The sequence below is a fragment of the Leptospira noguchii serovar Panama str. CZ214 genome (assembly GCF_000306255.2).
In the GTDB taxonomy this organism is placed as follows: domain Bacteria; phylum Spirochaetota; class Leptospiria; order Leptospirales; family Leptospiraceae; genus Leptospira; species Leptospira noguchii.
This window is the reverse complement of record NZ_AKWY02000021.1, coordinates 312,488-334,645: the sequence shown is the minus strand read 5'-3', so window position 1 is coordinate 334,645 and position 22,158 is coordinate 312,488. Positions and strand designations below refer to the sequence as shown.

Genomic DNA, 22,158 nt, shown 5'->3' with positions numbered 1-22,158 from the left:
TAATGAATTCTGTGGCAACGAACACATTTTTAAGAAACTTTGTTTGAGAAATTTTCTTTTACTAAAATGACGTTTACTTTTCAAATCAATCTATATGAATCCTAAAATTTCAGAAATTAGAAAGAGTTATACGTTGTCCTCTTTAGAGTTAGAAGATGTAGGAGACGATCCGGTACTATTTTTTCAAAAATGGTTTGAGGAAGCCGTTTCCTCGGAAGTATTGGAAGCAAACGCGATGACTCTCGCAACTGTTACTCAAGACGGAAAACCGGACGCTAGGATCGTTCTATTAAAAGGAATTTTGAAGGAATCGTTTCTGTTTTATACTAATTACGAAAGTAGAAAAGGAATGGAACTGGAAGAAAACCCAAATGTTTGTCTCGTTTTCTTTTGGCCTGAATTGGAACGTCAGGTTCGTATCGAAGGGGACGTAACTAAAGTTTCTAGAGAAGTTTCTAAAGAATACTTTCATTCAAGGCCTAGAGAATCTCAGATAGGTGCGTTAGTGTCTCCCCAAAGTCAAAAAATTCCTGATCGTAAATTTTTAGAAGAACGTTTTCAGAAATTTACCAATCAATACTACAATAAAGAAGTGGATCTTCCGAATCATTGGGGAGGTTATGCGGTTTATCCTTATCGGATCGAGTTTTGGCAAGGACGTTCCAGCCGTTTACACGATAGAATTGTGTTTAAAAGAAACACGTCCTCTTCTTGGGAAAAATTTAGAGTCGCTCCCTGATTATATTTTAATTTTAGAATATTCTTTTTGTTTTAACCGTTTGACTTTGGAACCTTCCTTTATTTTTTAATAAACGTTTTAATTGCTAATTTTTCAACAATTCTTATATTTATAAAATAAATTTTTAATTTTTTCTTGATTTGAACAATTCGTATATTAAAAAGTTTGTAGGTCTATTTTGTTATGCGACATGTAAAATATTTACCATTTCTATTTGTGACGTTTTTTTTATTCCACTGTCTGAGGCCCTGTAATTGTCCGGATAACGACGATGCGGACGGGATTGCGGTTTTATTTGCTACGTATTTTTTAAATCCGCCTACTTCCGATGGAAGGTGTATATCTACTTCTAAAAGTTATTGTCTTGAGTTTTCAAAAATTCAATATGAAGGTACAGTTGCTGTTTTTTGTAAAAATATGGGAGGTATTTTCGAAATCGATCAATCTTGTATTCAAACAAATAAAGTAGGTCAGTGTTCTTTTAATTCTCAATCTACAAAATCTACTCAGATCAAATTTTATTATGCAACAGCTCCTCAAAATTGGAACTATTCAACCGCAAGATTAAATTGTGAAAGTAACGGAGGGGTGTTTTTATGAAATTTAAATCAAAATTATTTTTTTATTGTATGATCGTTTTTTCGATTACAACTCTGATCGCTTATGTAATTCTCCCTTGTAGTTATGGATTAGGTGCTTGTTCTTGTGAGCCGACTCGGGGAGAGACGTTTATTAGCTCTTTATTGTTTTTAACGAGTAATTCTGAAAAAACATCCTGTCATAGTATTACAGATTCTGTATGTTATGAAAATTTTTATTCCGATTCGTTTTCGATCTTATGCAAGATGTCTAATTCGGATGTCCGTTTGAATGAAGTCTGTTCTGATCAAAATTCGGTTGGAGATTGTTATATAGATACTTTGAAATTGACGTTCTATAAAGACGCTTATACTTTTGAAACAGCAGAAGATCATTGTAAAAATCAATTGAAAGGATTTTTTTACAAGAATAGATAAATTTTCTAAATTTAAATTTGGAGATTATTTTTATATATTAATTTTTTTAAATGTTATTTGTGTTATTTGAAATTGCAAAAAATATTTTTTTAGTAGAGTTGTTGAAAAATTCCATAGCCCAGATTAACAAAACTGTTTCAATTGACTGTTTTCATAAAACAGAAATGGATGGAGGATTCATTTTTAACAACTATAGTTTTTTAAAATATTTCATTTTAACTGTATTTCAAATCAAATTTTATCTGTGATGAGTGTTAGGATGCGAAGTGGTCGCCTGATCGATCGTAGGCGATAGCCTTATAACTTTTTCCGTAAGAAAAAGTTATGCCGAAGACCTTTTTCGTGTAACAAGCCCGGCCTGCGTCTTTTTAATTTTTTGTTTGATGAATTTTATCTTTGGTGCAGGAGCACCCATAATACTTTAAAAGAAAATTGAATTGAATTTTTAGATCCAAAAATGTAAAAGATAAGCGCTTAAAACGATCGTATAACCTAAACTTAAAAAGAAACCGATCTTGATGGGTTGTGTATGGGTTTTATATCCGGAAAGAAATATATGAAGCGATAAAAATCCGACCGCGACCGTTTCCACGATCAAGGTTGTTATGACCGGTGGTTGTGGTCCAAAAAATAAAATTAAAATTGCGGGAAGGATTCCTAAAAAACTCATAAACGCTCCTGAAGTGATCCACATCATTAGGATCAATCTGGATTGTCTTTCTTCCGGATATTGAAAAAAACCTACGGCGGCTCCTACGATCAATTGATGGATCAAACCGTGTAGAGTATAAATGATTCCCGATACGATCAAAATGGTTTCGGCAAAATGAATATGTTCAAATGAGTCCAATTGAATTTCTCTTTTTCAGATCTGTTTTTTCAAAACATAAACGGAGCGGTTTGTTCCTCAATCAAAATTCATGTTGACCCTAACTTTCTAAAAAAATGATATAGTGAGCTAAAAAAACGAAATCGAGTTTTACATGGATCAAAATTTATGGGCGCCTTCCTCCGATCGAATTGAGTCTTCTAATATAGTTCGATATTTAAAATTTCTCAAAGAAAAAAAGAATCTTTTTCTTTCTACGTTTGAAGATCTCAGAGTTTGGTCTGTAAATGAAATCGGATTATTTTGGGAAAGTATTTGGGAATTTTCTGAAGTTGTACATAGCCAAAAATACGATCTTGTATATCAAAGCGGATCGAATTTTACCGACTCCAAATTTTTTTCGGGAGCGAAACTGAACTTTGCGGAAAACCTTCTTCGTAGAACCGATTCTTTTCCCGCGTTGGTTTATAGAAGTGAGGACGGCTTTAGAAGAGAAGTAAGTTATGCGGAATTGCGCTCTTACGTAGGTGCAATCGCAAAGGATCTGAAAAAAAGAGGAGTGGTTCCTGGAGATAGGGTCGTGGGTTTGATGCCTAATGTACCTGAAACTGTGATCGCAATGTTAGCCGCTACTTCTATCGGAGCGATTTGGAGTTCTTGTTCTCCAGACTTCGGCGTAAAAGGGGTTTTAGATCGATTTGGCCAAATTGAACCTAAAATTTTATTTACCACAGATTTATATTCTTTTAAAGGTAAGGATTTATCTCTTGCAGAAAATCTAAATCAAATTCTTGAATCTATTCCTTCTATAGAAGCTGTTATTGTATCCGATTATAAAAATGGGATTTTACATTTTAAAAATCGAACAGTGACAGTTCTTCCAAAAGATTATCCTCAAAAGAACATTCATTTTTTTGAAACTATTCTTCTCGAAAACGAAGGAAGTCAGCTCGAATTTTATCAGACAAGTTTTGATCATCCGATTTATATTATGTATTCTTCTGGAACGACTGGACTTCCCAAATGTATGGTTCAAGGAGTTGGAGTATTTATCAATCATTGGAAAGAATTAGCGCTTCACTGCGATTTAAAACCTGGAGAAAGAATTTTTTATTATACTACGTGCGGTTGGATGATGTGGAATTGGCTTGTAAGTTCCTTGTCGATTGGAGCCACCTTAGTGCTGTTTGACGGAAATCCTTTTTTTCCCACAGAGGAGATTTTATTTCAGATTGCTTCCGAAGAAAAGATAAACGTATTTGGCGTAGGAGCTAAGTATATTCTTACATTAGAAAAATCTAAATTTCAACCCAAGAACCTTGACCTTTCCTCTATAAGAACCGTATTGTCTACTGGTTCTCCTCTTACTACATCCGGTTTTAGATACGTATATCAAAATTGGAAAAAGGATCTTCAACTTTCTTCTATTTCGGGAGGAACGGATTTAAACGGATGTTTTGCATTGGGAAATCCGATTTTGCCAGTTTACGAAGGAGAAATACAATGCAGAGGCCTCGGAATGGACGTGGAGATTTGGAATGAATCTGCAAAATCCGTAATAGAACAAAAAGGAGAGCTTGTGTGCAAACAACCTTTTCCTTCTATGCCTCTTTATTTTTGGAAAGATCCTGAAGGAAAAAAATATAAGTCTGCTTATTTTGAATCGTATCCTTCGGTTTGGTGCCACGGAGATTTTGCGGAATTAAAAAAGAACGGGGGACTTGTGGTTTATGGAAGGTCAGATGCAACTCTCAATCCGGGTGGTGTAAGAATTGGAACCTCCGATATTTACGGTTTGATTGAAACTTTTTCAGAAATTGCGGACTCCGTCATCATTGGTCAAGATTGGAAAGAAGACGTAAGAATCGTATTGTTTTTGAAAATGATTCCTGGAAAAAAATTGGAAGATTCTCTCGTTCAAACTTTAAAAAGAGAAATTAAGGAAAAAATTTCTCCGAGACACGTTCCTTCTAAAATACTTGAGGTCGCGGATATTCCCTATACGATCAATATGAAAAAAGTAGAAATCGCTGTCAAAAAAACGGTACAAGGAGAACCGGTTACAAATAAAGAGGCCTTGAGTAATCCGGATAGTTTAGAATATTATAAAAATATTTTAGAATTGAAAGAGGATTAGGAACAAATTATGTATTTTATATGAAGACATATGAATTGTATTTATTTTTGAATTTTTTCGATAAAGAACTTAGAATTCTCTGTCCTAACATCGGAGCAGATTTTTAATGATTGGTCTTTTATAGTAAATTTATAGTATTGTTGTCGTCTTAAAACGGCGAAGTCATCTAGAATTTAAAAATCAAAATCCAAAAATACTTTTCAAATTTAATATTGGAAAGAGAATCTATTGTGTGAATATAAAATGTTTATTTTGTTGAGTTTGAAAAAAATTCCAGTGATCTCTATCAAATTGAGTATCGTGAATTTTTATTGCAAAGCCCTGTTTTAACGCAAAATACTGATTACTTTATTTTGTAGTTCTGAGTAAAAAGAGAAAACCAACAAACAGGAGGAATCGAAATGAATTGGATACATTTGTTTCTCATTGAAAAGAATATGCGTTTTTTTGATCAATATACTTTTAAAAAGAATCTATCTAGTCAGTTTTATTTATCATTCGATATCTTAAATTGTTTTCAAATTGGTTTTTGGAAAAAATTTGTTCTGATCGGCTCGTTTTGTATTTTATACGGATATTTTTGCTTACAAGCGGAAGAAGATACATTCAAATATTATAATTCCTCTAGACTCAAAGAAATTTTAGAAAAAGGGGAATTAAAAGTTGCAGGAGATTCTTCTTATGAACCTTTTTATATCTCAAACTCAAAGGAAGGGTATCCTGGGTTTGATTACGAATTAGGAAAAGCCTACGCGGATTATTTAGGAGTAAAGTATAAGTTCGTTTCTTATCCGGAATTTAACGAATTTGCAGAAGCGATTAAAAATAAAGAAGCGGATATTGCGTTATCCGGAATTTCCAGTAATTTAGAAAGATCTAAAAAACTAAAATTTAGTTCGGCTTATTTGGTGGCAACTCCTGCTGCTTTGATTCGAAAATCCGCCTTGCCTCCGCCTCCGGAAGGAAATATTATCACGACTCAAAGTTTTAGAAGTCTTCTGGATTTATCCGATTTGAGCGGAGTTACTTTTGCAGTTCGATCTTTTTCCAATCGCCACGAGTATCTTTTAAAGAAGTTCAAAAACAATCGAATTTTTACCTATGTAGATACATCTTCTGCTTGGGAAGCGGTCAAAAACGGAACTGCAAATTGTTTAGTCGCGGATTCATTTTATATCAAAGGTATTCTTCTTAAGGATAAATCGATCGCTTCTAATTTTAGGCCACTTTTGGAACCAGTACAAAGAGAGGATATTAGCGCGGCTTTTCCTCAAGGTGATATTTTGTTTATTAGAAATTTTGAATTCTTTTTACAAGAGTTGAGTCGGTCTGGAATTCTTCGAGAAATGGAAGATAAGTATTTTAATAAATCAGAATGGGTTCCAGCGCCATAAATATAGCTCTTTTGACTGCGTTCAATAAAAGATTTATTTTATAGAGTTTCCCTCGAATAAAAACTAAAATTCTTCCAAAATCGAACAAACTTTTTTAAAGTTTTGTTTTGAATCTGTCACTGATTGATCAAGTTGAAACAATTCTATTTTAATAAAATTGATAGATCCCGTTCTTGACAGGTTTAAGAATAGTTCCGACACTGGAAACATCTATGGGAAAAATTCAGGAACTAAGTCCGGAACTAATCAATCAGATTGCGGCTGGGGAAGTTATAGAATCCGCGCACTCCGTAGTCAAAGAGCTGATGGAAAATTCTATGGATGCAGGCGCCACCCAAGTAGATGTAGAGTCCAAAGACGGAGGACTTTCTTTATTAAGAATCGTCGATAATGGAACCGGAATAGAACCGGAAGATTTAGAACCCGCTTTAAAAAGACACGCTACGAGTAAAATTCAAGACTATAAAGATTTAGAAAGTGTATTGAGTTATGGATTTAGAGGAGAAGCCTTGGCTTCTATCGCTTCGGTATCCCGACTAACGTTAGAGAGCGGCACAAAAGAACAGAAGACGGCCTGGAAAATTCGCTCCGTTGCGGGAAAAATTTCAGAAAAAGAAGAGATCCCTGGATTTATCGGAACTAAAATACTTGTAGAAGAATTATTCTTTAATACTCCCGTTCGAAGAAAATTTTTAAAATCCATTCGTTCCGAAGATAAAAAAATCAGAGACCGAGTAATTACCCAAGCGCTTGCAAGAGAAGACGTTCGTTTCCGACTTTTTCAAGATGGAAAAGAAGTATTTGTTCTTCCGACGAGAGAAAATAAAAAAGAAAGGATCATCGATTTATTCGGTGAAAATTTTAGAGATCATCTCTTAGAAGTAAATTTAGAACGCGGAGGAATTAGGGCCACAGGTTATATCAGTGATCCGGACTTTTATAAATCCAATCGAACTGGGCAATTTATATTTATCAATGGAAGACCGATCGAAATCAAATATAGCTCCGTTCTATTAAAAAAAGCTTATGATGAGTTATTACCTCCAAACGGACATCCTTATTGTTTTTTATTTTTTGAAATTGATCCGTCCAGAGTAGATGTAAATGTACACCCTGCAAAAAAAGAAATCCGCTTTTTAGATGAAGATGGATTTAACGGGTTCTTTCTTACACTGATCCAAAAAGAACTTAGATCCAGTACTCCTGTTAGTTTTTTAGAATTGAAAAAACGACTTTTAAAACCAGTCCCTGAAACTCATTCTACAAATTCTCTTTATCAAACTCGTTCCCCTTCTTACTCGGGAAAAAGTCCGTTGCTCAGTCGTGAACTTTTTTCCGGAGTTTCTAAACAAGAAGGATTTGAGTTGGATCGAATGGGGCCGGGAGCTTCTTTGTCCGAATTGACGGATGAGAGGGTCAAACATTCTTCCTTTGTACCTAAAAAACATTTCGGAGTTTTGTTTGAAACGTTTATACTTGCAGAAGCCGAGGACGGATTTTATATTATAGACCAACATACCGCACACGAAAGGATACGATACGAAGAAGTTTTAAGAAAACTCGAAAAGAAAAATTACGGAATTCAACCGTTATTGACTCCAATTCGAATCGACGTATCTAAACAGGAACAAGAAGACATCCTAAATCGAAAAAAGGAATATGAGGAAGTTGGAATATTCTTAGATCCTTTAGGACAAGACAGCGTCGTTTTAAGGGAAATTCCTGCCTACATGGAACCAGGGCAAGAAAAAGAAATTGTACTCGATTTTTTAAATAGAACCGAAGGAAAAGAAACCGGCGAACCGGAGTTATACGATCTTATGGCCAAATGTGTGGCCTGTAGATCTGCGATTAAAAAAGGGGATCAACTTTCCGATCCTATCCTGGCAGAAATTTTAAACAGATTGAGTTATTGCGAAAATCCATCCCGTTGTCCACACGGAAGACCTACCCTAGTAAAGTTGAGCAGAGATGACCTCGAAAGAATGTTCCACAGAAAATGAAAAAGTTACCGGAAAAGAACCGGACAGAGTTGTTAGAAAATTATTTCGACAAACGTTAGTCGGAATTGTGATTCTCGTATTAGGAGTCGTTTTTCTTGCAAGAGTGTTTCCGGAACCGGTGCTCGTTGTGTCCCAGAAGTTTATAGAAATTACGGGAGTGTTTGGGGTAGGAGTGGGAATTATGCTCGCGGATTCCCTACACGTGTTTATACCCCCAGACGTATTTCTAATGCTCGCTGTGGCCGGAAAACTCAATTCAATACTTGTGATCGTTTCGGCTTCGGTTGGAAGTTTGATCGGAGGAACCGTTTCTTATCTAACGGGAAGGATTCTTTTGCCGAAGATGGAACGAATTTCTACTTTCGTAAAAAGACACGAACAAAAGTTGGAACACTATCTACATCGATACGGATTTTGGGCGGTTGTTTTGGCTGCTTTGACTCCTCTTCCTTATTCTTGGGTATCACTTGCGGCTGGGACGATGAAAATGAAATATTCTCTATTTTTTAAAGGATGTCTGTTTAGAATTCCGCGTTTTATCGTATTTTATTATCTGATTCAATTCGGATGGGTAGGCGGTGGAATATAAATTTTTCATAATATTCTAAATTTTAAAGAATACGCGAGAGTTCGTCCCCTCACGATCAGGTCGTTAGTAATCAAACACATTTATAAAATAGTAGATGTAATTTGTTAGGTTATTATCTTTTTATGTCGATAAAGTCAATACTCGCTTTGGGAATTAATTTCTGAATTTTTTTTTCTTGAGACTTCAAGGCCGGTATATCATATGAATTTAATGTGTGTAGCTTTTGCAATTTTCCAATTTCATTCGGAAGAGTTATGAGTTTGTTGTTTTTTAAATATAGTGCTTGTAGTTTTTGTAAATTTCCAATTTCCTTTGGAATAGTTTTGAGTTGATTGTCGCTTAAATATAATTCTCGTAGCTCTTTTAAATTCCCGATTTCTTTAGGAAAGTTTGTGAGTTGATTATCTCTTAAGTCTAAAGTCCGGACATCCATTGGATTTTGAAGAGCTTTGGTTAGATTGTGATAGTGACCTTTCTCTTTAGCTTGTAGTTGGTTCAAAAAACAAAGAAGGATTAAAATTCCTATTTTTTGTAAGTTCATTGTTTTCATAATTCTCGGGTCATTTAAAAAATCTTTTCTTTTTTGTCATCTACATATTGTTTCAATCATACTCTCTATTTTGTTAGAGATACTTTTTCTGAAGTAATGATCCTTTACAAAAATCAAAAGTTTAAACTTAGAGCCGGTCTCAAAACTGTTTGTAGAGAGAAAGGGTAATAATATCAATGTGAAATGGACAAATATTATTCAGAGATACCGGATGCACTTTGGAAACAAATAGCCCCATTAATCCCGAAAGAAAAGGTAAATCTGAAAGGAGGTCGCAATCGAGTACCAACACGAGTAGTAATGTCAGGTATCATCTATCGAATGAAAACAGGCTGTCAGTGGCGTGCCATTCCGAATGAGTTTGGATCAGGCCAAACTTGTCACAGAAGATTTCAAGAATGGGAACGAGCAGGAGTATTCAAAAAGATTTATAAATCTATTTTAAAATATTATGATGTAAAGAATCAAATAGCATGGGACTGGGCTTCGATGGATTCGGCAATGGTTAAAGCTCCCAAAGGGGGAGCTTAACTGGGAAAAACCCTACAGACCGTGCCAAATTAGGGGTTAAACGACATATTCTTACAGATGGAAATGGAATTCCTTTGGCAATTACGTTGACTGGAGCTAACGTTCATGACAAACACGGTGTAAAAGATACGTTGAATTCAATCCTAATATTTTCCGGAAAAAGAAGAAAGAAGCCAAAACATATTTGTTTAGATAAAGGTTATGATTTCAAAGATATAGAAGTTTTAATCAAAAGAAGAAACATTCAATCTCATATTCGGAAAAAAGGTGAAAAGCCTCTCATCGGTAAATATAAAGGAAAACCTAGACGTTGGGTCGTTGAAAGAACTAACAGTTGGCACAATCGATTCAGGGCTATCCTAATTCGTTGGGAAAGAAAATCTGAAAATTATCTTGCATCTCTTTATCTCGCAAGCTCTATCATTGCTTTTAACTTTTTTGATAGGTAGTTTTGAGACCGGCTCTTAGGTTCGAGATCAAAAAAATTGAGTTTTCGTAAACAAAAGAAAAGAATATTCTGTACTCAAAGGCAGATCTCAATTGGAAACCAATCAACCCAATCTATTTCCAAAAACAAAAGAAGAAATCATAAGAGAAAATTTGGATTTATTCGATCTTCCAATTCGTATCCATGCATTGATCGAAAACATATTACAGGGAAATATCAGAGAACAATCTTTAGTCTGTTGCCATAGCGCTTGTGATGTATGTAACGCAACCATACGAACCTGTTTTCGTAAAATCAAAAATGAACTGGAACATTTGTGAGCGATCTATTCACCAAAAAACCGATTCCACCTCTCGCTCATAAAATACGTCCTTCCAGTTTTGAAGAAGTGATCGGACAGTCTAGAGCAACAAAACAACTCGTCAATTATCGATCTCCGGTTTCTATCATCTTATATGGACCGCCTGGAACTGGAAAATCCACGTTATCCGGAATTCTATGTAGAAAATGGAATCTTCCTTTTGTGGAATACAACGCGGTTTCTATTGGAGTGGCCGAGATCAAAAAATTATTGGAAAGAGCTGAACGAGAAGGAACCATCCTTCTTTTTTTGGACGAGATCCATCGTTTTAGTGCGTCTCAACAAGATAGCCTTTTAAAAGGAGTAGAAACTGGACATTTGATATTGATCGGTGCCACAACCGAAAATCCTGCGTTTCGAATTACAAGGCCTTTATTGTCCAGGTGTCAGATTCTTAAAATAGAACCTCTCAGTTTAGAGGAGCAGTCTTCCCTTTTAGAAAGAGGAATTCAAAATATAGAATATTCTATAAATCTAAATCAAGATGCAAAGGAAACTCTGATTCGTTTTTCGGGAGGAGACGGAAGAAAACTACTTTCTAACTTAGAAGGTTTGAGTTTTAGTTTTCCCGAAAACCATACGATTTCCAAATCGGATGTGGAAGAATATTTGGAAAGTCGTGTAATCGAATACGATAAAAGTGGAGAATCTCATTACGACGTGATCTCTGCGTTTATAAAATCGGTGCGGGGAAGTGATCCGGATGCTGCGTTGTATTATTTAGCAGTTTTACTTGAAGGAGGGGAAGATCCTCTTTTTATTATGAGAAGACTGATTATTCTCGCAAGTGAAGACGTAGGAAACGCCTCTGTAAATGGATTACCTCTTGCTGTTTCCGGTTTACACGCGTTAGATGCAATTGGAATGCCAGAGGGAAGATTGATCCTTGCGCACGTAACTACTTTTTTAGCTTCTTGTCCAAAATCGAATGCGAGTTATAAAGGAATTGGAGCGGCCTTGGCTTTTGTTCGAGAACACGGAACGGAAATCAAAATTCCGAATCGGCTCCGAAACGCTCCTACCTTTCTTCATAAAAAAGAAGGAGCTTCAAAAGGTTATATATATCCACACGATTTTGGTGGATTTAAGGAACAAAATTATTTTCCGGATGAATTTTCTGAAAATCCACCTAAGTTTTATTTTCCAACTGGGAACGGGGTGGAATTAAAACTGAAAGAATATCTGGACAAGGTTTGGGAAAAAACTCCCTGGAAAAAAGGAAATTAATTATTTATCGTAGAGTTCCGGAAGAGCGACTCTGATTTGTTTAGTTTTGGATTCTGAATTTTCGGATTCAATCGGATTCCGATTTAAGTCCGAATTCTGGTGGTATGGTGCTGTGTGTTGGATCGGCTCTTCTGTTTTTTTATATTTGTATTCAGAATTGAACATTTTTTCTCCTTGGTCGTAAGACCGGCAAGGTTTAATAAATGTTTCGTTCCTTTTGGTAAAAATCTGAATCTTTTTTTAAAGAGAGAATTATAATTCGATTTAAGAATTGTGAGTAGAAGGTCACGTGAGAGTTCTCACATTTTTGAGAAATTCCGCGTCTTGGTAACAGATCTTTCATTTTTGGTACTATTTTTCTACATTCAAATAGTAAAACTTTTTTAACGAAATTCTTTTTCTAAAGCGTTTAAAACCAGATCGTTTTGCTCCGGTCTGCCGATTGTGATTCGAATCGCGTTTAGGTCGTAACTTTTTAAATCTCGTAGAATGATCCCTTGTTTTAAAAGGGAATTGGAAATTTCGGAAGAAGACTTACCTCTCTTTCTTGCAAAAAACGTAATGAAGTTTGCGTAAGAATCGATAAACTCTATACTTTGTTCTGAGGCGAATTTTTCATATCGTTTCATTTCATTCCAATTATTTTCCAGATACAATTTTACGTGAGACTCGTTTTTAAGCGCTTCCGTGGCGGCGAGGGCGGAAAGATTGGTTACACTAAAAGGAGGACGCATCTTATATAAATTGGAAATCAGTTCCCGGTTCCCAATCCCGTATCCGATTCTCATTCCACCCAATCCATAAGCTTTAGAAAAGGTACCCGTATAAAAAACGTTCGGAAAAAGATCGGTAACCTCCTTAGCAGGAATAAACTTATTCGGATTTTTTTTACTTCCGAATTCCATATAAGCCGCGTCAATTACGACTAACGTGTTTGGAGAAATTTTATTTAAAAATTCATAAACGTCTGATTTAGAAAGGGCATCTCCAGCGGGATTAGAAGGAGTACATAAGAAAATAATTTTAGGATGGATTAATTTTGCCAAATCTATGAATGCATTCAAATCGTGAGTAACGCTGTCTGTAGAATGGATTTTAGCTCCACACTGTAGGGCGTAAATTTTATACATCGCAAAAGTAATTCGATTGATCAGAACGGAATCACCTGGATCTAAAACGCATCTGCATACAAAATCTAAAACCTGATCGCTTCCGTTGCCCGGAATGATTCGATCCAAAGTCAGATCAAACTTGGAAGCGAGTGCTGTTTTTAAATCCAGATAAGAATCATCAGGATAAAAGGACATCTTTGAAGTCGCTTGTCGAATTACTTCCATAACGGAATTTGCACAGCCAAATGGATTTTCGTTTGAACCTAATTTGATTATATGATTTGGATCAATTCCGAATTCTCGGACCACAAGTTCGATCGGCTTTCCTGCTTCGTAACTTTTGAGCGAGTTCAATATAGATCGAAATGGAATCATCACTCCCATACTTTTGGATGGGAAAAATTTTGGAAATCGATTTAAGAATCAATTTATAACAAACTTCGGAAAAAAAAATTTCGTTCGTTATATTCCGAATTTTTTTTTCCTCTAATTCCGGGTATTCGTTAAAGAGCTTGGTAACAAAAATGAAAGACTCGTTGTTTCACGGAGATAATAAGGAAAAAGATCTGGAATATTTAGGAGATCTTTTAGACGGAGAGATTTTAATACAAGAAATACTCCAGTCGTTCGAAAATTTCGATCGTGTGTTAGGGGACGCGATTCAAGAACTTTTCCAGCCAGAAGATGATTTATAGATCAACTCGTAAGTTTTAAATATGTATAAGTAAAGTCTTCGAAAAATTTAGATTGATCTAGGGCGTAATCCAACACAAAGGCTCTGGATTCGTCGTTTTTCAAAAGTTCTCTGTCATTCGGAATCAATAAAGGGCCTTCTAATCCCGCTTTGAGAAGAACGTGAAAATAACTATTATCAAAATTATAAGGGTTGGAAGTGAACGATTCTCCGCCTAACCATCCGATTGTGCGCGCTCCGGATATAAGAACTATATCTCTAATTCCTAGTTTCATTTTTTGAAGACAAGGAAGTTGATCTTTTTGGGTTTGCATACTCAGTGGAAGAATTTGAAACACTTCGTTTAACAATAGATCCTTTCTTCCCGGTTGAATAGGAATTCTGGGACCGCCCGATTTTTCGATCGCAACCGCACCTGCGAGAGCTACAAAGTCAGCAAAGGAAAAAGAGTTTTGAAATTGTTCGTTAAACGTATCTTTGATTTGATAAAAATTTTGAACCAAATCTCCGTTTTCCGAAAGTTTGGAAAACTTTTGAAAAGAGTTTGCTGCAGAAAGTCCGATCCAGTTTTGATTTTCGTCAAAAAGGCAAGAAAGGTGATAAACAAGTTTCAGCCAACTTCCTACTTCTCGAACGAGTATAATTCTTCGGAGAGAATTTTTAGCTTGTTCCCAGAGATTTGTGTCTACTTTTTCCAGAATTTCTTGAATCTCGTAGAGTTTATGGTTCCCAGTTTTTCCTTTGAGTTGCGTGGAAAAAACTCTACCTTTGACTACTTTTTCTTTTACCTGTTTGTAGATAGATTCAGAAATCAAAACCGAAGCGCCCGATTTTTTAGTTTTAGATTCAATCCTACTCGCCATGTTTACGGAATCACCGATAGCCGTGTAAGACATGTTAGCGGGATGACCTAATTGTCCTAATATACAATTTCCATAATGTACTCCTACGCCGATACGAAACGAAGTATGAAAATGAGACTTTAGATATTCGTTAAGAGAATAAAGTTCTAACTCCATTTCCTTGGCGGCACGCAGAGCGGAGATACAGATTTCTTGAGGAGAGCCGCCGTCAACGCCGAATAGAGCCATAAGTCCGTCTCCGATGTATTTATCTATCTTACCTCCGTGTTTTAAAACTACGTCTCCCATTTTATAAAAATATCGGTTGAGTATATGAATGACATCGTAGGGAAGATGTGATTCGGAAAATAGAGTAAAGTCTCGAATATCGCTGAAAAGGATCGCGATTTCTTTTTCTTCTCCCGAAATTGTAACTGATCCTGGAATTGTAAGATTATAGTCTTCTTCGTCTAAAACGATTCTACGAATTCGAACGTCGCCTAAAACTTTTGCCTGGCACGCAAGTCGAACTGATTTAGGAAAACCTTTTTTTTGAGAGAGTTCTTTTTCTTTTTGCTCTGGAGGAGATAGATGAGAAGGGTTTTCCAAAACCAAAACTCGACAAGTGGAACATCGAGCGTTTCCGCCACAGGCGTGTGTATGTGGAATACCGTTGTTTAGACTGATTTCTAACAGGTTCTGAGGTTTGGGTAAACTAATTTCTTTTTCGTTTTCAAAATTTACAAGAATCATTAAAACCTACCGGATTTGATGGAGATATAAAAAAATAATTGGCGTCCTATATGGAATGGTAGAGAATTACAGACTTGGTTGTCAATAGAAGAACTCGGGTAGGTCAGGTTCTTAAAAAACGATTCGCTTGAACGAATCGTAAAAGTAACGTTAAACGAATTACCGTTTTAGGAAAATCGAATGGACGGAAATATAAATTCTCAGGAAGAAAATAAGGATTCTAGACCAATCATCTTATTGGTAGATGATGAGCCAATTATCTTGAGAGGACTCAAAGAACAACTCAAACTTGCGTTCGGTAAGGACTACGACATTGAAATCGCTGAAGACGCTGAAGCCGCCTGGGAAATTTTAGAAGAATACGTAGAGAAAGGGATCGATATTCCGGTTGTAGTATGTGATCAAGTGATGCCCGGAGTAAAAGGAGACGAGTTACTCATTCGGATTCACAATAAAAAACCGGACATACGAAAGATTATGCTTACTGGGCAGGCTTCTGCGGACGCGGTAGGTAACGCCTTAAATAACGCAAATTTATACAGATATTTATCCAAACCTTGGGATTCCAACGATTTGATCCTTACGATCAGAGAGGCGTTAAAATCGTATTTTTCAGATCTTTCCCTTGTAGAACTCAATCGAAAATTAGAAACTACTTTACTTTATAACCGGGAAACGGGTCGTCCTAATTTCGAAAGTTTAAGAAGAATGTTAGAAGAAAGAGAGGCTCAAGGAGCCCAGTCTACTCTTGCCGTAATTAGAATCGAATCCTCTACTGCTACAACTCATCATTTTGGAGTAGGAGTATATCATAAAGTACTAAATCAGCTTCTAGCGGCGCTTTCTTCATTTATGGGAGACTCTGGCAGTTTATTTCATCTTTATCAGGACGAGGTGGCCGTACTTTCCAACGTAGACGAGGATAGATTTCATTCTCTTTTGGTGGCGTTTAGAATACTTCTCAGATCGGAATATATTCAGGCGGACGGGGTTGCTTTTAGAGTAAACGTATCAATAGGAGTGGCGACCCATCAACATTCTCTCTATTATAAGGCCAGGATAGCGATGATGCACGCGGCTCAAAATGCCGAACTTGAACTGATGAATTATTCGCAGACAATGGAAGAGGGGGATCAGTATCAGATCAATCTTATTTTAGGAAGGAAGTTAAACGACGCCATACACGTAGGCAACGTAGTGCCTTATTTCCAGGGAATCTACGACAATCAATTGGAGAAGATTACAAAATTTGAATGTCTTGCGAGAATTCAGGACGGGGATAGGGTATATTCTCCGGCGAGTTTTATATCGATCGCAAGATCTACAGGGATCATTCGTCTTTTGACTCCGATTATGATCGAAAAATCGATCCGGTATTTTGCGCAATATCCTGAATATTCTTTTTCGGTGAATATATCGGAGTCGGATCTGGAAAAAAAAGGTTTTGCGTCTTGGGTTATTGGTCGTTTAGAACACTATGAGATTGTGCCGGAAAGATTTACTTTAGAAATTTTAGAAACGGACCGTTTACGGGGAGGGGAGAGAGGGCTTGAAACCTTAAAGGAATTGAAGGAATCCGGTTGTAAGATTGCGATAGATGACTTTGGAGTAGACCAATCTAATTTTGAGAGATTGATGGAAATCGATCCAGACTTTATCAAGATAGACGGTAAATTTATACAAGGAATTCATTTGAGTAGAACTCCTTATCTGCTTACTTCTGCGATGACGGAGATGGCACATCGTATCGGAGCAAAAGTAATTGCCGAATTTGTAGCTGGAAAAGGAGAATTTGACACGGTTCGTTCCTTAGGTGTAGAATATTGTCAGGGGTATTATATTATGCAACCTGCGCCTGAAATTTTTCCGGTTCCTCAGGTTTCTGTTTAAAGGATGAAAATGTTTTTTCTAAAATTCGCTTGTTATTATTTTTTTTCTAAATAATCTAATGCTTTGCGATTTTTGACGATTTGATGAGTCGAATGAATTAGGTGAGGGTGAGTACTTCAATTGGATAAAGCAATTCTTTTTGTAGATGATGAGGCTCTGATCCTAATGAGCATGAAGTCTCAGGTGAAACGTCACTTTGGAGAAGGTTATAGATATGAAACCGCGCTTGATGCAGGCGAGGCGTGGCAGATTATCGAAGAATTGGTTCATGAAGACGTTAGAATTTTAATTATCATCTCTGATTGGTTGATGCCTAACGTTAAAGGAGATGAATTTTTAAGACAGGTTCATCACAAGTATCCTGACATCCAAAAGGTGATCGTTACCGGTCATGCGGATGATTCTTCTATCGAAGCTCTTAAAAAAGAAATTAATCTCCGTTCTTATCTGAAAAAACCCTGGGACGAAAGAGAGTTGGTTTCCACGATTACCACGGCTTTGAGTAATTAAAACTTGAGACGTCAAAACATTACATTCATAAAATATTATATTTTATGAATGTAGATGGCTTTGTTTTTGTGGAACTAAAATATTTGCCCGGCTCTTCTTTTATTCAAAATTAACAACGATTTCATTTTTAGTAATAGAGTTTTTAAAAAATTAATATCCCCATCTGTTTTCATTACATTGAAATGGAAAATTGAAGTATTATTCCTAATCTCCATTTCCATTATGGATTTTTCAACAACTCTTTTATACGACTTAACCTGTGGGAACTACTGCAAATTGTGGATTTACCAGTTAAACTCTGAAAATTGTGGGAACTACTGCAAATTGTGGATTTACCAGTTAAACTCTGAAAATTGTGGGAACTATTACAAAAAGAGTCCATCGCCCATCCGATTTTTACATAAAATCGCTGTTTTGCGGCATCATCAAAATTTAAATCTCATTTTAACGTGAGTTCTGATTGAGAAAAATTTTCTAAAAGTATGAGTTCCTACAATTTTAGAATTTGTTTGTAAAATCGCGATCTGAGGTAGTTCCCACAGATTAAGTCACATTACAAATTTTTAAACAGTATGAGTTCCCACATTTTAGGAATTGATTCAGAAAGTTTAAGATCACAGCTTTTTTCAGAAAAATGAATTCTTTACGCTGAACTCACGTTATATAAATCCGCGTTCAGTTTCAGTTTACTTCCTCTAACAAGAAGAAGGAACAAAAATCAACTGAGGAATTTCCTCAGTTGATCCCACTTCCTCTAAAGTAAGAAGAAGAAACTCAAAGTTTTTAATTTCAGTTCTTTTTTTCCGTGTTTCAATCCACTTCCTCTAAAGTAAGAAGAAGAAACAAGCGGAGCGTTTGATCTCAGAGTCTGTTACGTTGTTTCAATCCACTCCTTCTAAAGTAAGAAGAAGAAACGACAATTTACAAAAAAATATTCTTACGATTGTCAAGTTTCAATCCACTTCCTCTAAAGTAAGAAGAAGAAACAGAACGGATGGCCGTATCTATGGGCGCGATGATGGTTTCAATCCACTTCCTCTAAAGTAAGAAGAAGAAACTTTAAAGTGAGGCGCATAAATCGAGATCCACTCACGGTTTCAATCCACTTCCTCTAAAGTAAGAAGAAGAAACGAGTTACGATATACATATATCCCTAGCCAAAAGAGTTTCAATCCACTTCCTCTAAAGTAAGAAGAAGAAACAATCTTCAAATTGAAATTAAGAATCTTGCAATTATTGTTTCAATCCACTTCCTCTAAAGTAAGAAGAAGAAACGCAAGAGGATAGATGTTTGTGGGGGATTTATAAAGGTTTCAATCCACTTCCTCTAAAGTAAGAAGAAGAAACAGCGGCTTAATAAGGTTGAAAATTATGTATTATAAAAAGCTCTATTAGGCTTTCTAGACATAATAATTGCGAACCTATTTTTAGCATGCTGAACAAATGCTAAGCAAAGCTGTCAAATCGCCAAACAACGAATCAATACAAGGGCGCGAAAGGTCTGCAAAGAATCGGGAGAAACAGGTTCGCAAAAAGCATTTCATTGTAAAGGATCGGCTACTCAAAGGAAAACTTATAGCAGGATTTAAAGAGTATATAAAATTTTTTTAAAATTGTATGAATTTAGAGATTTTGAATAATCTTGTAGTTGAACTTGACATTTAATAGAAAACTAAATTTTATATAAAAAATATAGAAACTACCACAAATTACGATTTAACAAATCAATTCTGAGAAACAACATACAAAAATTCGAAATATAGTTTTTAGCAGTTATTATAAGTGTATAGAGAAGCTACTACTTTTTATTAACTGATGTTAGGCGAAAAACTATATTTTTTCTTTGCTCTTTTAAGATAGATTTATTCCGATTAACTTACGACCAGCTTAAATTTTGTTTTAAAAGCAAAATTATACTATGGTTCTATTATATTTACAATCTATTGAAAAAAGGACTATAAAATCAAAAGATAAGATTTAAATTTTTCGTAAAACTACTATTAGGTGATTACAGCCAATAAAAATTTATTTTATAAAGATTCTCTCAAAGATGAACAAATTAGGTTTTCTGAAATTGATTCTAGGAACTACTACTATTCCTAAAAATTAAAAATAAAAACTATGGGCATTCTGTCTATAAGCCGGATTCTGTCCTCTCCGAAGAGATGGATGATCATTTATCTTGCTTCGAAAGTTACCGATCGAAGTCCTTGCTCTCTACCCGCAGCCCTGCGGAAACTACAAATAGGCTGCCTATTTGAGATTGCACCCGGGAGGGTTTGCCATTCCCGATTTCTCTCGAAACCGTAGGTGGGCTCTTACCCCACCATTTCACCCTTACCTTGAATCAAGGCGGTATCCTTTCTGTTGCACTTTCCATATTCTTTACCCCGAGATCACTCTCAAGATAAAGAATTCCGAGAATTACCCGGTCCCGCGTTTCCAGGTGTCCGGACTTTCCTCACCCTTTTTGTTTTCAAAAAGAAGCGCGATCATCCGACAGAATGCTTGATTTTAACTATTTTTTAAAAGCCCAAACAAAACGAGAAAAAAAGAAAGGATCTTTATAAATTTTGGCACGGGGTTTGCATATATTTATACAAGAACACTGGGATTGAGGTGATAAGATGAACAAGTTTGCGGCAATTGCTCTTTTTTTAAGCATTTTTACCGGACTTTATGCTACTCCAGAAGCCCTTAGGGTTGAGGAAGAGCTTAATAAGTTTGCACCTGAGAATGAAATCCAACTTGCAAATAAACTCAGCGCCTTGGGAACTTTGAAACAAAAAGTAAGAGATTATCATTCCGCAATCGATCTTTATAACCAATCCCTCCAGGTTCGTGAACAGATGGGAGAAAAAGAATCTTCCGGTTACGCCTTGGTACTCTATCTCAAATCTATTTCAGAGTTCCGCCAAGGAAAGTTTTGTCTCGCACTTGAGAATATCAAAAACGTAATTTCTATCTATCAAAAAATTGGAGACATCGATTCTGCTCTGAATGCTGAAGAAGAAGCTTATAAAAAATACCAAGAAGCGTGTTCTATCCACATGGAGAATGTCGCAAAAGCAGAATAATTTTAAGTCTCGAATTCATCCCATCTCTAGTTCTAACTGACTTGACCCGCCCTGAAAGGGGCGGGATTTTTTTTGATTTGACTCTCTTCATTTCAAGACTAACCTGAAATTCCAGATGCTGTTATTTCAATAGATCTAAATACAAAAATAATTCGGAGCAGCGTATGAAAATAAATTATAATTGGAAAAACGTAGATCATTCTAAAGCCGCAGAAAAATACGCAAATGACAAACTAGATCGAGTTTCAAAATATCTTCATACGGTTCAGTCCTTCGAAATTTCATTCGAAATGATTCACGGAGAAGTCACCGCAAACCTGAATCTACAAGGAGACGGTAATAAATTTAACGCACAAAATTCAGACAAGGATATATATGCTTGTATTGACGGTTTAGAAGATAAGATCGTTAAACAAGTTAGTAAACATCACGATAAAAAATCGAATCACTGATCCGTAGTTCGGCGAAACTTTCGCCGAACTCTAAGTTAAAAAATCCGAAGTTCAATGTCGTTTTCCAGAAAACTCGAAGAAGCCAATCAATATCTATTGGATGGAGATTTTAATAAGGCCAAAAAAGTTTTCGATTTACTTCTGGGAGAAGACCCAGAACACCCAGAAACGATCGCTGGTTATTTTATATCTTCCTATTGGGACAATCGTTTGGATCGGATTCATAACACAAAAGAAGGAAGAGATAGAAGTTATATTCTTGTTCAATATTTTTCGGAATTTCAAAACACGTTCGAATTAAAAAAATTCACTGGAACTTCTTCTTTTCGTGCGGTTTCAGAATCGGTTTTATCCGAAGCGGTAGATCAATTAAAAATATCGGTTCAAAGAGAAGGTCTTCACTTTCAAGATCCTTCCGCATTGTTGGGTTTGATACGAGAACTCATTCGTTTTAGAGATTATAAAAATGCGCTCGAAATCTTAAACTATTCTACTTCGGTAGAAAAAAATTCTCCTGAGTTTCTTTATTTAAGGGCAGAATCTCTTTTTCAAACCGGCGAAGAAAGAAAAGCACTCATTCTTTTTAGAGAAGCCTTTTTAAAAGATCCTTCCGTTGCCCCTCTGGCAGTTTTGAAATCTGGCCCGATTTCTTTTTGGGTCGAAAAACTAAAAGGTTCTTATCAGGATGAATCGGATCTAAAAGAGGTTTTGCCGGTCGTTTTGGCGGAGCGCGGAATTTTCGAGGAAACTAGAAACTATTCCGAAAAAGAAATTTTAGTATATTATAATAATTTAATTCGCTTGAAGGATACGCTAAACTCCAGAAAGGATTTATACGATTTTAAAATCCGCTGTAGAATCTTACAACACGCCTGTTTGGTTCTGGACGTATGTAGAGGAATGCAGTATGGAGAAATCTATCAGGAATCCAAAAGAATTTTGGATTCCGTGGATCCTGGTTTTTTTCAAAGGAGACAAAACGGAACTTAGGATTAAACTGAGTT

21 protein-coding genes, 1 other RNA gene and 1 CRISPR repeat array are annotated in these 22,158 nt (G+C 35.9%); of the genes, 16 read left to right on the top strand and 6 right to left on the bottom strand.

Annotated elements, in window-relative coordinates:
• Positions 1-94 precede the first annotated feature (94 nt).
• The 3 genes from pdxH (at position 95) to LEP1GSC059_RS11820 (ending at position 1,755) form a co-directional block, all read left to right on the top strand.
• Positions 95-739 (top strand): pyridoxamine 5'-phosphate oxidase, encoded by a 645-nt coding sequence (gene pdxH, locus LEP1GSC059_RS11830; protein ID WP_002180305.1) that lies wholly within the window; start codon positions 95-97, stop codon positions 737-739.
• 183 nt (positions 740-922) lie between these two features.
• Positions 923-1,339 carry a hypothetical protein gene (locus LEP1GSC059_RS11825; protein ID WP_017215838.1) on the top strand — a complete coding sequence of 139 codons (417 nt, stop codon included), beginning with the start codon at positions 923-925 and terminating at the stop codon, positions 1,337-1,339.
• Positions 1,336-1,755: a hypothetical protein gene (locus tag LEP1GSC059_RS11820; protein WP_017215837.1), complete on the top strand. Its 420-nt coding sequence runs from the start codon at positions 1,336-1,338 to the stop codon at positions 1,753-1,755. Before LEP1GSC059_RS11825 ends, LEP1GSC059_RS11820 begins: the two co-directional genes overlap by 4 nt.
• A 445-nt stretch (positions 1,756-2,200) precedes the next feature.
• Here LEP1GSC059_RS11820 and LEP1GSC059_RS11810 read toward each other — a convergent pair whose 3' ends face one another.
• Positions 2,201-2,605: a hypothetical protein gene (locus LEP1GSC059_RS11810; RefSeq protein WP_017215835.1), complete on the bottom strand. Its 405-nt coding sequence runs from the start codon at positions 2,603-2,605 to the stop codon at positions 2,201-2,203.
• Between the two features lie 133 nt (positions 2,606-2,738).
• Between LEP1GSC059_RS11810 and LEP1GSC059_RS11805 the strand changes: the two genes are divergently transcribed.
• From LEP1GSC059_RS11805 to LEP1GSC059_RS11790, 4 genes are all read left to right on the top strand, one after another.
• Positions 2,739-4,721: an acetoacetate--CoA ligase gene (locus LEP1GSC059_RS11805; protein WP_017215833.1), complete on the top strand. Its 1,983-nt coding sequence runs from the start codon at positions 2,739-2,741 to the stop codon at positions 4,719-4,721.
• A 401-nt stretch (positions 4,722-5,122) separates the two neighbouring features.
• Entirely contained in the window at positions 5,123-6,115 is a 993-nt protein-coding gene (locus LEP1GSC059_RS11800; RefSeq protein WP_020980801.1) for a substrate-binding periplasmic protein, read from the top strand.
• A 212-nt stretch (positions 6,116-6,327) separates the two neighbouring features.
• Entirely contained in the window at positions 6,328-8,118 is a 1,791-nt protein-coding gene (gene mutL / locus LEP1GSC059_RS11795; protein WP_002180281.1) for a DNA mismatch repair endonuclease MutL, read from the top strand.
• Positions 8,087-8,707, top strand: coding sequence for a YqaA family protein (locus LEP1GSC059_RS11790; protein WP_017215830.1), 621 nt, complete (start codon positions 8,087-8,089; stop codon positions 8,705-8,707). Before mutL ends, LEP1GSC059_RS11790 begins: the two co-directional genes overlap by 32 nt.
• Before the next feature lie 112 nt (positions 8,708-8,819).
• On the opposite strand, the gene LEP1GSC059_RS11785 is transcribed toward LEP1GSC059_RS11790, so the two are convergent.
• A complete protein-coding gene (locus LEP1GSC059_RS11785) occupies positions 8,820-9,257 on the bottom strand; it encodes a leucine-rich repeat domain-containing protein (protein ID WP_017215829.1) in 438 nt (145 codons plus the stop codon).
• A 183-nt stretch (positions 9,258-9,440) separates the two neighbouring features.
• Here LEP1GSC059_RS11785 and LEP1GSC059_RS23075 point away from each other — a divergent pair.
• The 3 genes from LEP1GSC059_RS23075 (at position 9,441) to LEP1GSC059_RS11765 (ending at position 11,824) form a co-directional block, all read left to right on the top strand.
• Positions 9,441-10,237 (top strand): IS5 family transposase gene (locus LEP1GSC059_RS23075; RefSeq protein WP_238323708.1). Its coding sequence is split into 2 segments (ribosomal slippage): positions 9,441-9,786 and positions 9,786-10,237, totalling 798 coding nucleotides; the frame shifts between segments, so codons are not numbered across the junction.
• A 91-nt stretch (positions 10,238-10,328) separates the two neighbouring features.
• On the top strand, positions 10,329-10,556 hold the full coding sequence (locus tag LEP1GSC059_RS11770) for a hypothetical protein (RefSeq protein WP_002180362.1): 228 nt from the start codon (positions 10,329-10,331) through the stop codon (positions 10,554-10,556).
• Positions 10,553-11,824, top strand: coding sequence for a replication-associated recombination protein A (locus tag LEP1GSC059_RS11765; protein ID WP_017215828.1), 1,272 nt, complete (start codon positions 10,553-10,555; stop codon positions 11,822-11,824). Before LEP1GSC059_RS11770 ends, LEP1GSC059_RS11765 begins: the two co-directional genes overlap by 4 nt.
• Here LEP1GSC059_RS11765 and LEP1GSC059_RS23695 read toward each other — a convergent pair whose 3' ends face one another.
• The gene (locus LEP1GSC059_RS23695; RefSeq protein WP_002180324.1) at positions 11,825-11,989 is read right to left on the bottom strand and encodes a hypothetical protein; all 165 of its coding nucleotides are present in this window, start codon (positions 11,987-11,989) and stop codon (positions 11,825-11,827) included.
• 218 nt (positions 11,990-12,207) lie between these two features.
• Entirely contained in the window at positions 12,208-13,320 is a 1,113-nt protein-coding gene (gene hisC, locus LEP1GSC059_RS11760) for a histidinol-phosphate transaminase (RefSeq protein WP_017215827.1), read from the bottom strand.
• Positions 13,321-13,460: 140 nt separating this feature from the next.
• On the opposite strand from hisC, the gene LEP1GSC059_RS23690 reads away from it, so the two are divergent.
• Complete coding sequence (locus LEP1GSC059_RS23690; protein ID WP_004456452.1) at positions 13,461-13,631, top strand: hypothetical protein; 171 nt, start codon at positions 13,461-13,463, stop codon at positions 13,629-13,631.
• 1 nt (position 13,632) lies between these two features.
• Here the strand turns inward: LEP1GSC059_RS23690 and LEP1GSC059_RS11755 are convergent, their stop codons facing one another.
• Positions 13,633-15,225 (bottom strand): peroxidase family protein, encoded by a 1,593-nt coding sequence (locus LEP1GSC059_RS11755; RefSeq protein WP_017215825.1) that lies wholly within the window; start codon positions 15,223-15,225, stop codon positions 13,633-13,635.
• Between the two features lie 180 nt (positions 15,226-15,405).
• On the opposite strand from LEP1GSC059_RS11755, the gene LEP1GSC059_RS11750 reads away from it, so the two are divergent.
• Entirely contained in the window at positions 15,406-17,115 is a 1,710-nt protein-coding gene (locus LEP1GSC059_RS11750) for an EAL domain-containing response regulator (RefSeq protein ID WP_017215824.1), read from the top strand.
• Positions 17,116-17,235: 120 nt separating this feature from the next.
• Positions 17,236-17,625, top strand: coding sequence for a response regulator (locus LEP1GSC059_RS11745; RefSeq protein WP_000356374.1), 390 nt, complete (start codon positions 17,236-17,238; stop codon positions 17,623-17,625).
• Between the two features lie 737 nt (positions 17,626-18,362).
• A CRISPR array of direct repeats spans positions 18,363-18,972; the repeat unit is 37 nt; unit sequence GTTTCAATCCACTTCCTCTAAAGTAAGAAGAAGAAAC.
• Positions 18,973-19,746: 774 nt separating this feature from the next.
• Here LEP1GSC059_RS11745 and rnpB read toward each other — a convergent pair.
• Positions 19,747-20,133: RNase P RNA component class A (gene rnpB, locus LEP1GSC059_RS20820), an RNA gene on the bottom strand.
• 119 nt (positions 20,134-20,252) lie between these two features.
• Here rnpB and LEP1GSC059_RS11740 point away from each other — a divergent pair.
• The 3 genes from LEP1GSC059_RS11740 to LEP1GSC059_RS11730 all read left to right on the top strand — a co-directional run bounded on the left by LEP1GSC059_RS11740 (position 20,253) and on the right by LEP1GSC059_RS11730 (position 22,144).
• Positions 20,253-20,702 (top strand): tetratricopeptide repeat protein, encoded by a 450-nt coding sequence (locus LEP1GSC059_RS11740; RefSeq protein ID WP_002180307.1) that lies wholly within the window; start codon positions 20,253-20,255, stop codon positions 20,700-20,702.
• A 164-nt stretch (positions 20,703-20,866) separates the two neighbouring features.
• Positions 20,867-21,154 carry a ribosome hibernation-promoting factor, HPF/YfiA family gene (gene hpf / locus LEP1GSC059_RS11735; protein WP_002180274.1) on the top strand — a complete coding sequence of 96 codons (288 nt, stop codon included), beginning with the start codon at positions 20,867-20,869 and terminating at the stop codon, positions 21,152-21,154.
• A 54-nt stretch (positions 21,155-21,208) separates the two neighbouring features.
• Positions 21,209-22,144, top strand: coding sequence for a tetratricopeptide repeat protein (locus LEP1GSC059_RS11730; RefSeq protein ID WP_017215821.1), 936 nt, complete (start codon positions 21,209-21,211; stop codon positions 22,142-22,144).
• Positions 22,145-22,158 lie beyond the last annotated feature (14 nt).

Coding starts and splice junctions, on each gene's coding strand:
- LEP1GSC059_RS11825 (WP_017215838.1), top strand. CDS start 923: ATGCGACATGTAAAATATTTACCATTTCTATTTGTGACGTTTTTTTTA.
- hpf (WP_002180274.1), top strand. CDS start 20,867: ATGAAAATAAATTATAATTGGAAAAACGTAGATCATTCTAAAGCCGCA.
- mutL (WP_002180281.1), top strand. CDS start 6,328: ATGGGAAAAATTCAGGAACTAAGTCCGGAACTAATCAATCAGATTGCG.
- LEP1GSC059_RS11740 (WP_002180307.1), top strand. CDS start 20,253: ATGAACAAGTTTGCGGCAATTGCTCTTTTTTTAAGCATTTTTACCGGA.
- LEP1GSC059_RS11805 (WP_017215833.1), top strand. CDS start 2,739: ATGGATCAAAATTTATGGGCGCCTTCCTCCGATCGAATTGAGTCTTCT.
- LEP1GSC059_RS23695 (WP_002180324.1), bottom strand. CDS start 11,989: ATGTTCAATTCTGAATACAAATATAAAAAAACAGAAGAGCCGATCCAA.
- LEP1GSC059_RS11800 (WP_020980801.1), top strand. CDS start 5,123: ATGAATTGGATACATTTGTTTCTCATTGAAAAGAATATGCGTTTTTTT.
- LEP1GSC059_RS11790 (WP_017215830.1), top strand. CDS start 8,087: ATGACCTCGAAAGAATGTTCCACAGAAAATGAAAAAGTTACCGGAAAA.
- LEP1GSC059_RS11820 (WP_017215837.1), top strand. CDS start 1,336: ATGAAATTTAAATCAAAATTATTTTTTTATTGTATGATCGTTTTTTCG.
- pdxH (WP_002180305.1), top strand. CDS start 95: ATGAATCCTAAAATTTCAGAAATTAGAAAGAGTTATACGTTGTCCTCT.
- LEP1GSC059_RS11730 (WP_017215821.1), top strand. CDS start 21,209: ATGTCGTTTTCCAGAAAACTCGAAGAAGCCAATCAATATCTATTGGAT.
- LEP1GSC059_RS11785 (WP_017215829.1), bottom strand. CDS start 9,257: ATGAAAACAATGAACTTACAAAAAATAGGAATTTTAATCCTTCTTTGT.
- hisC (WP_017215827.1), bottom strand. CDS start 13,320: ATGGGAGTGATGATTCCATTTCGATCTATATTGAACTCGCTCAAAAGT.
- LEP1GSC059_RS11755 (WP_017215825.1), bottom strand. CDS start 15,225: ATGATTCTTGTAAATTTTGAAAACGAAAAAGAAATTAGTTTACCCAAA.
- LEP1GSC059_RS11750 (WP_017215824.1), top strand. CDS start 15,406: ATGGACGGAAATATAAATTCTCAGGAAGAAAATAAGGATTCTAGACCA.
- LEP1GSC059_RS23690 (WP_004456452.1), top strand. CDS start 13,461: ATGAAAGACTCGTTGTTTCACGGAGATAATAAGGAAAAAGATCTGGAA.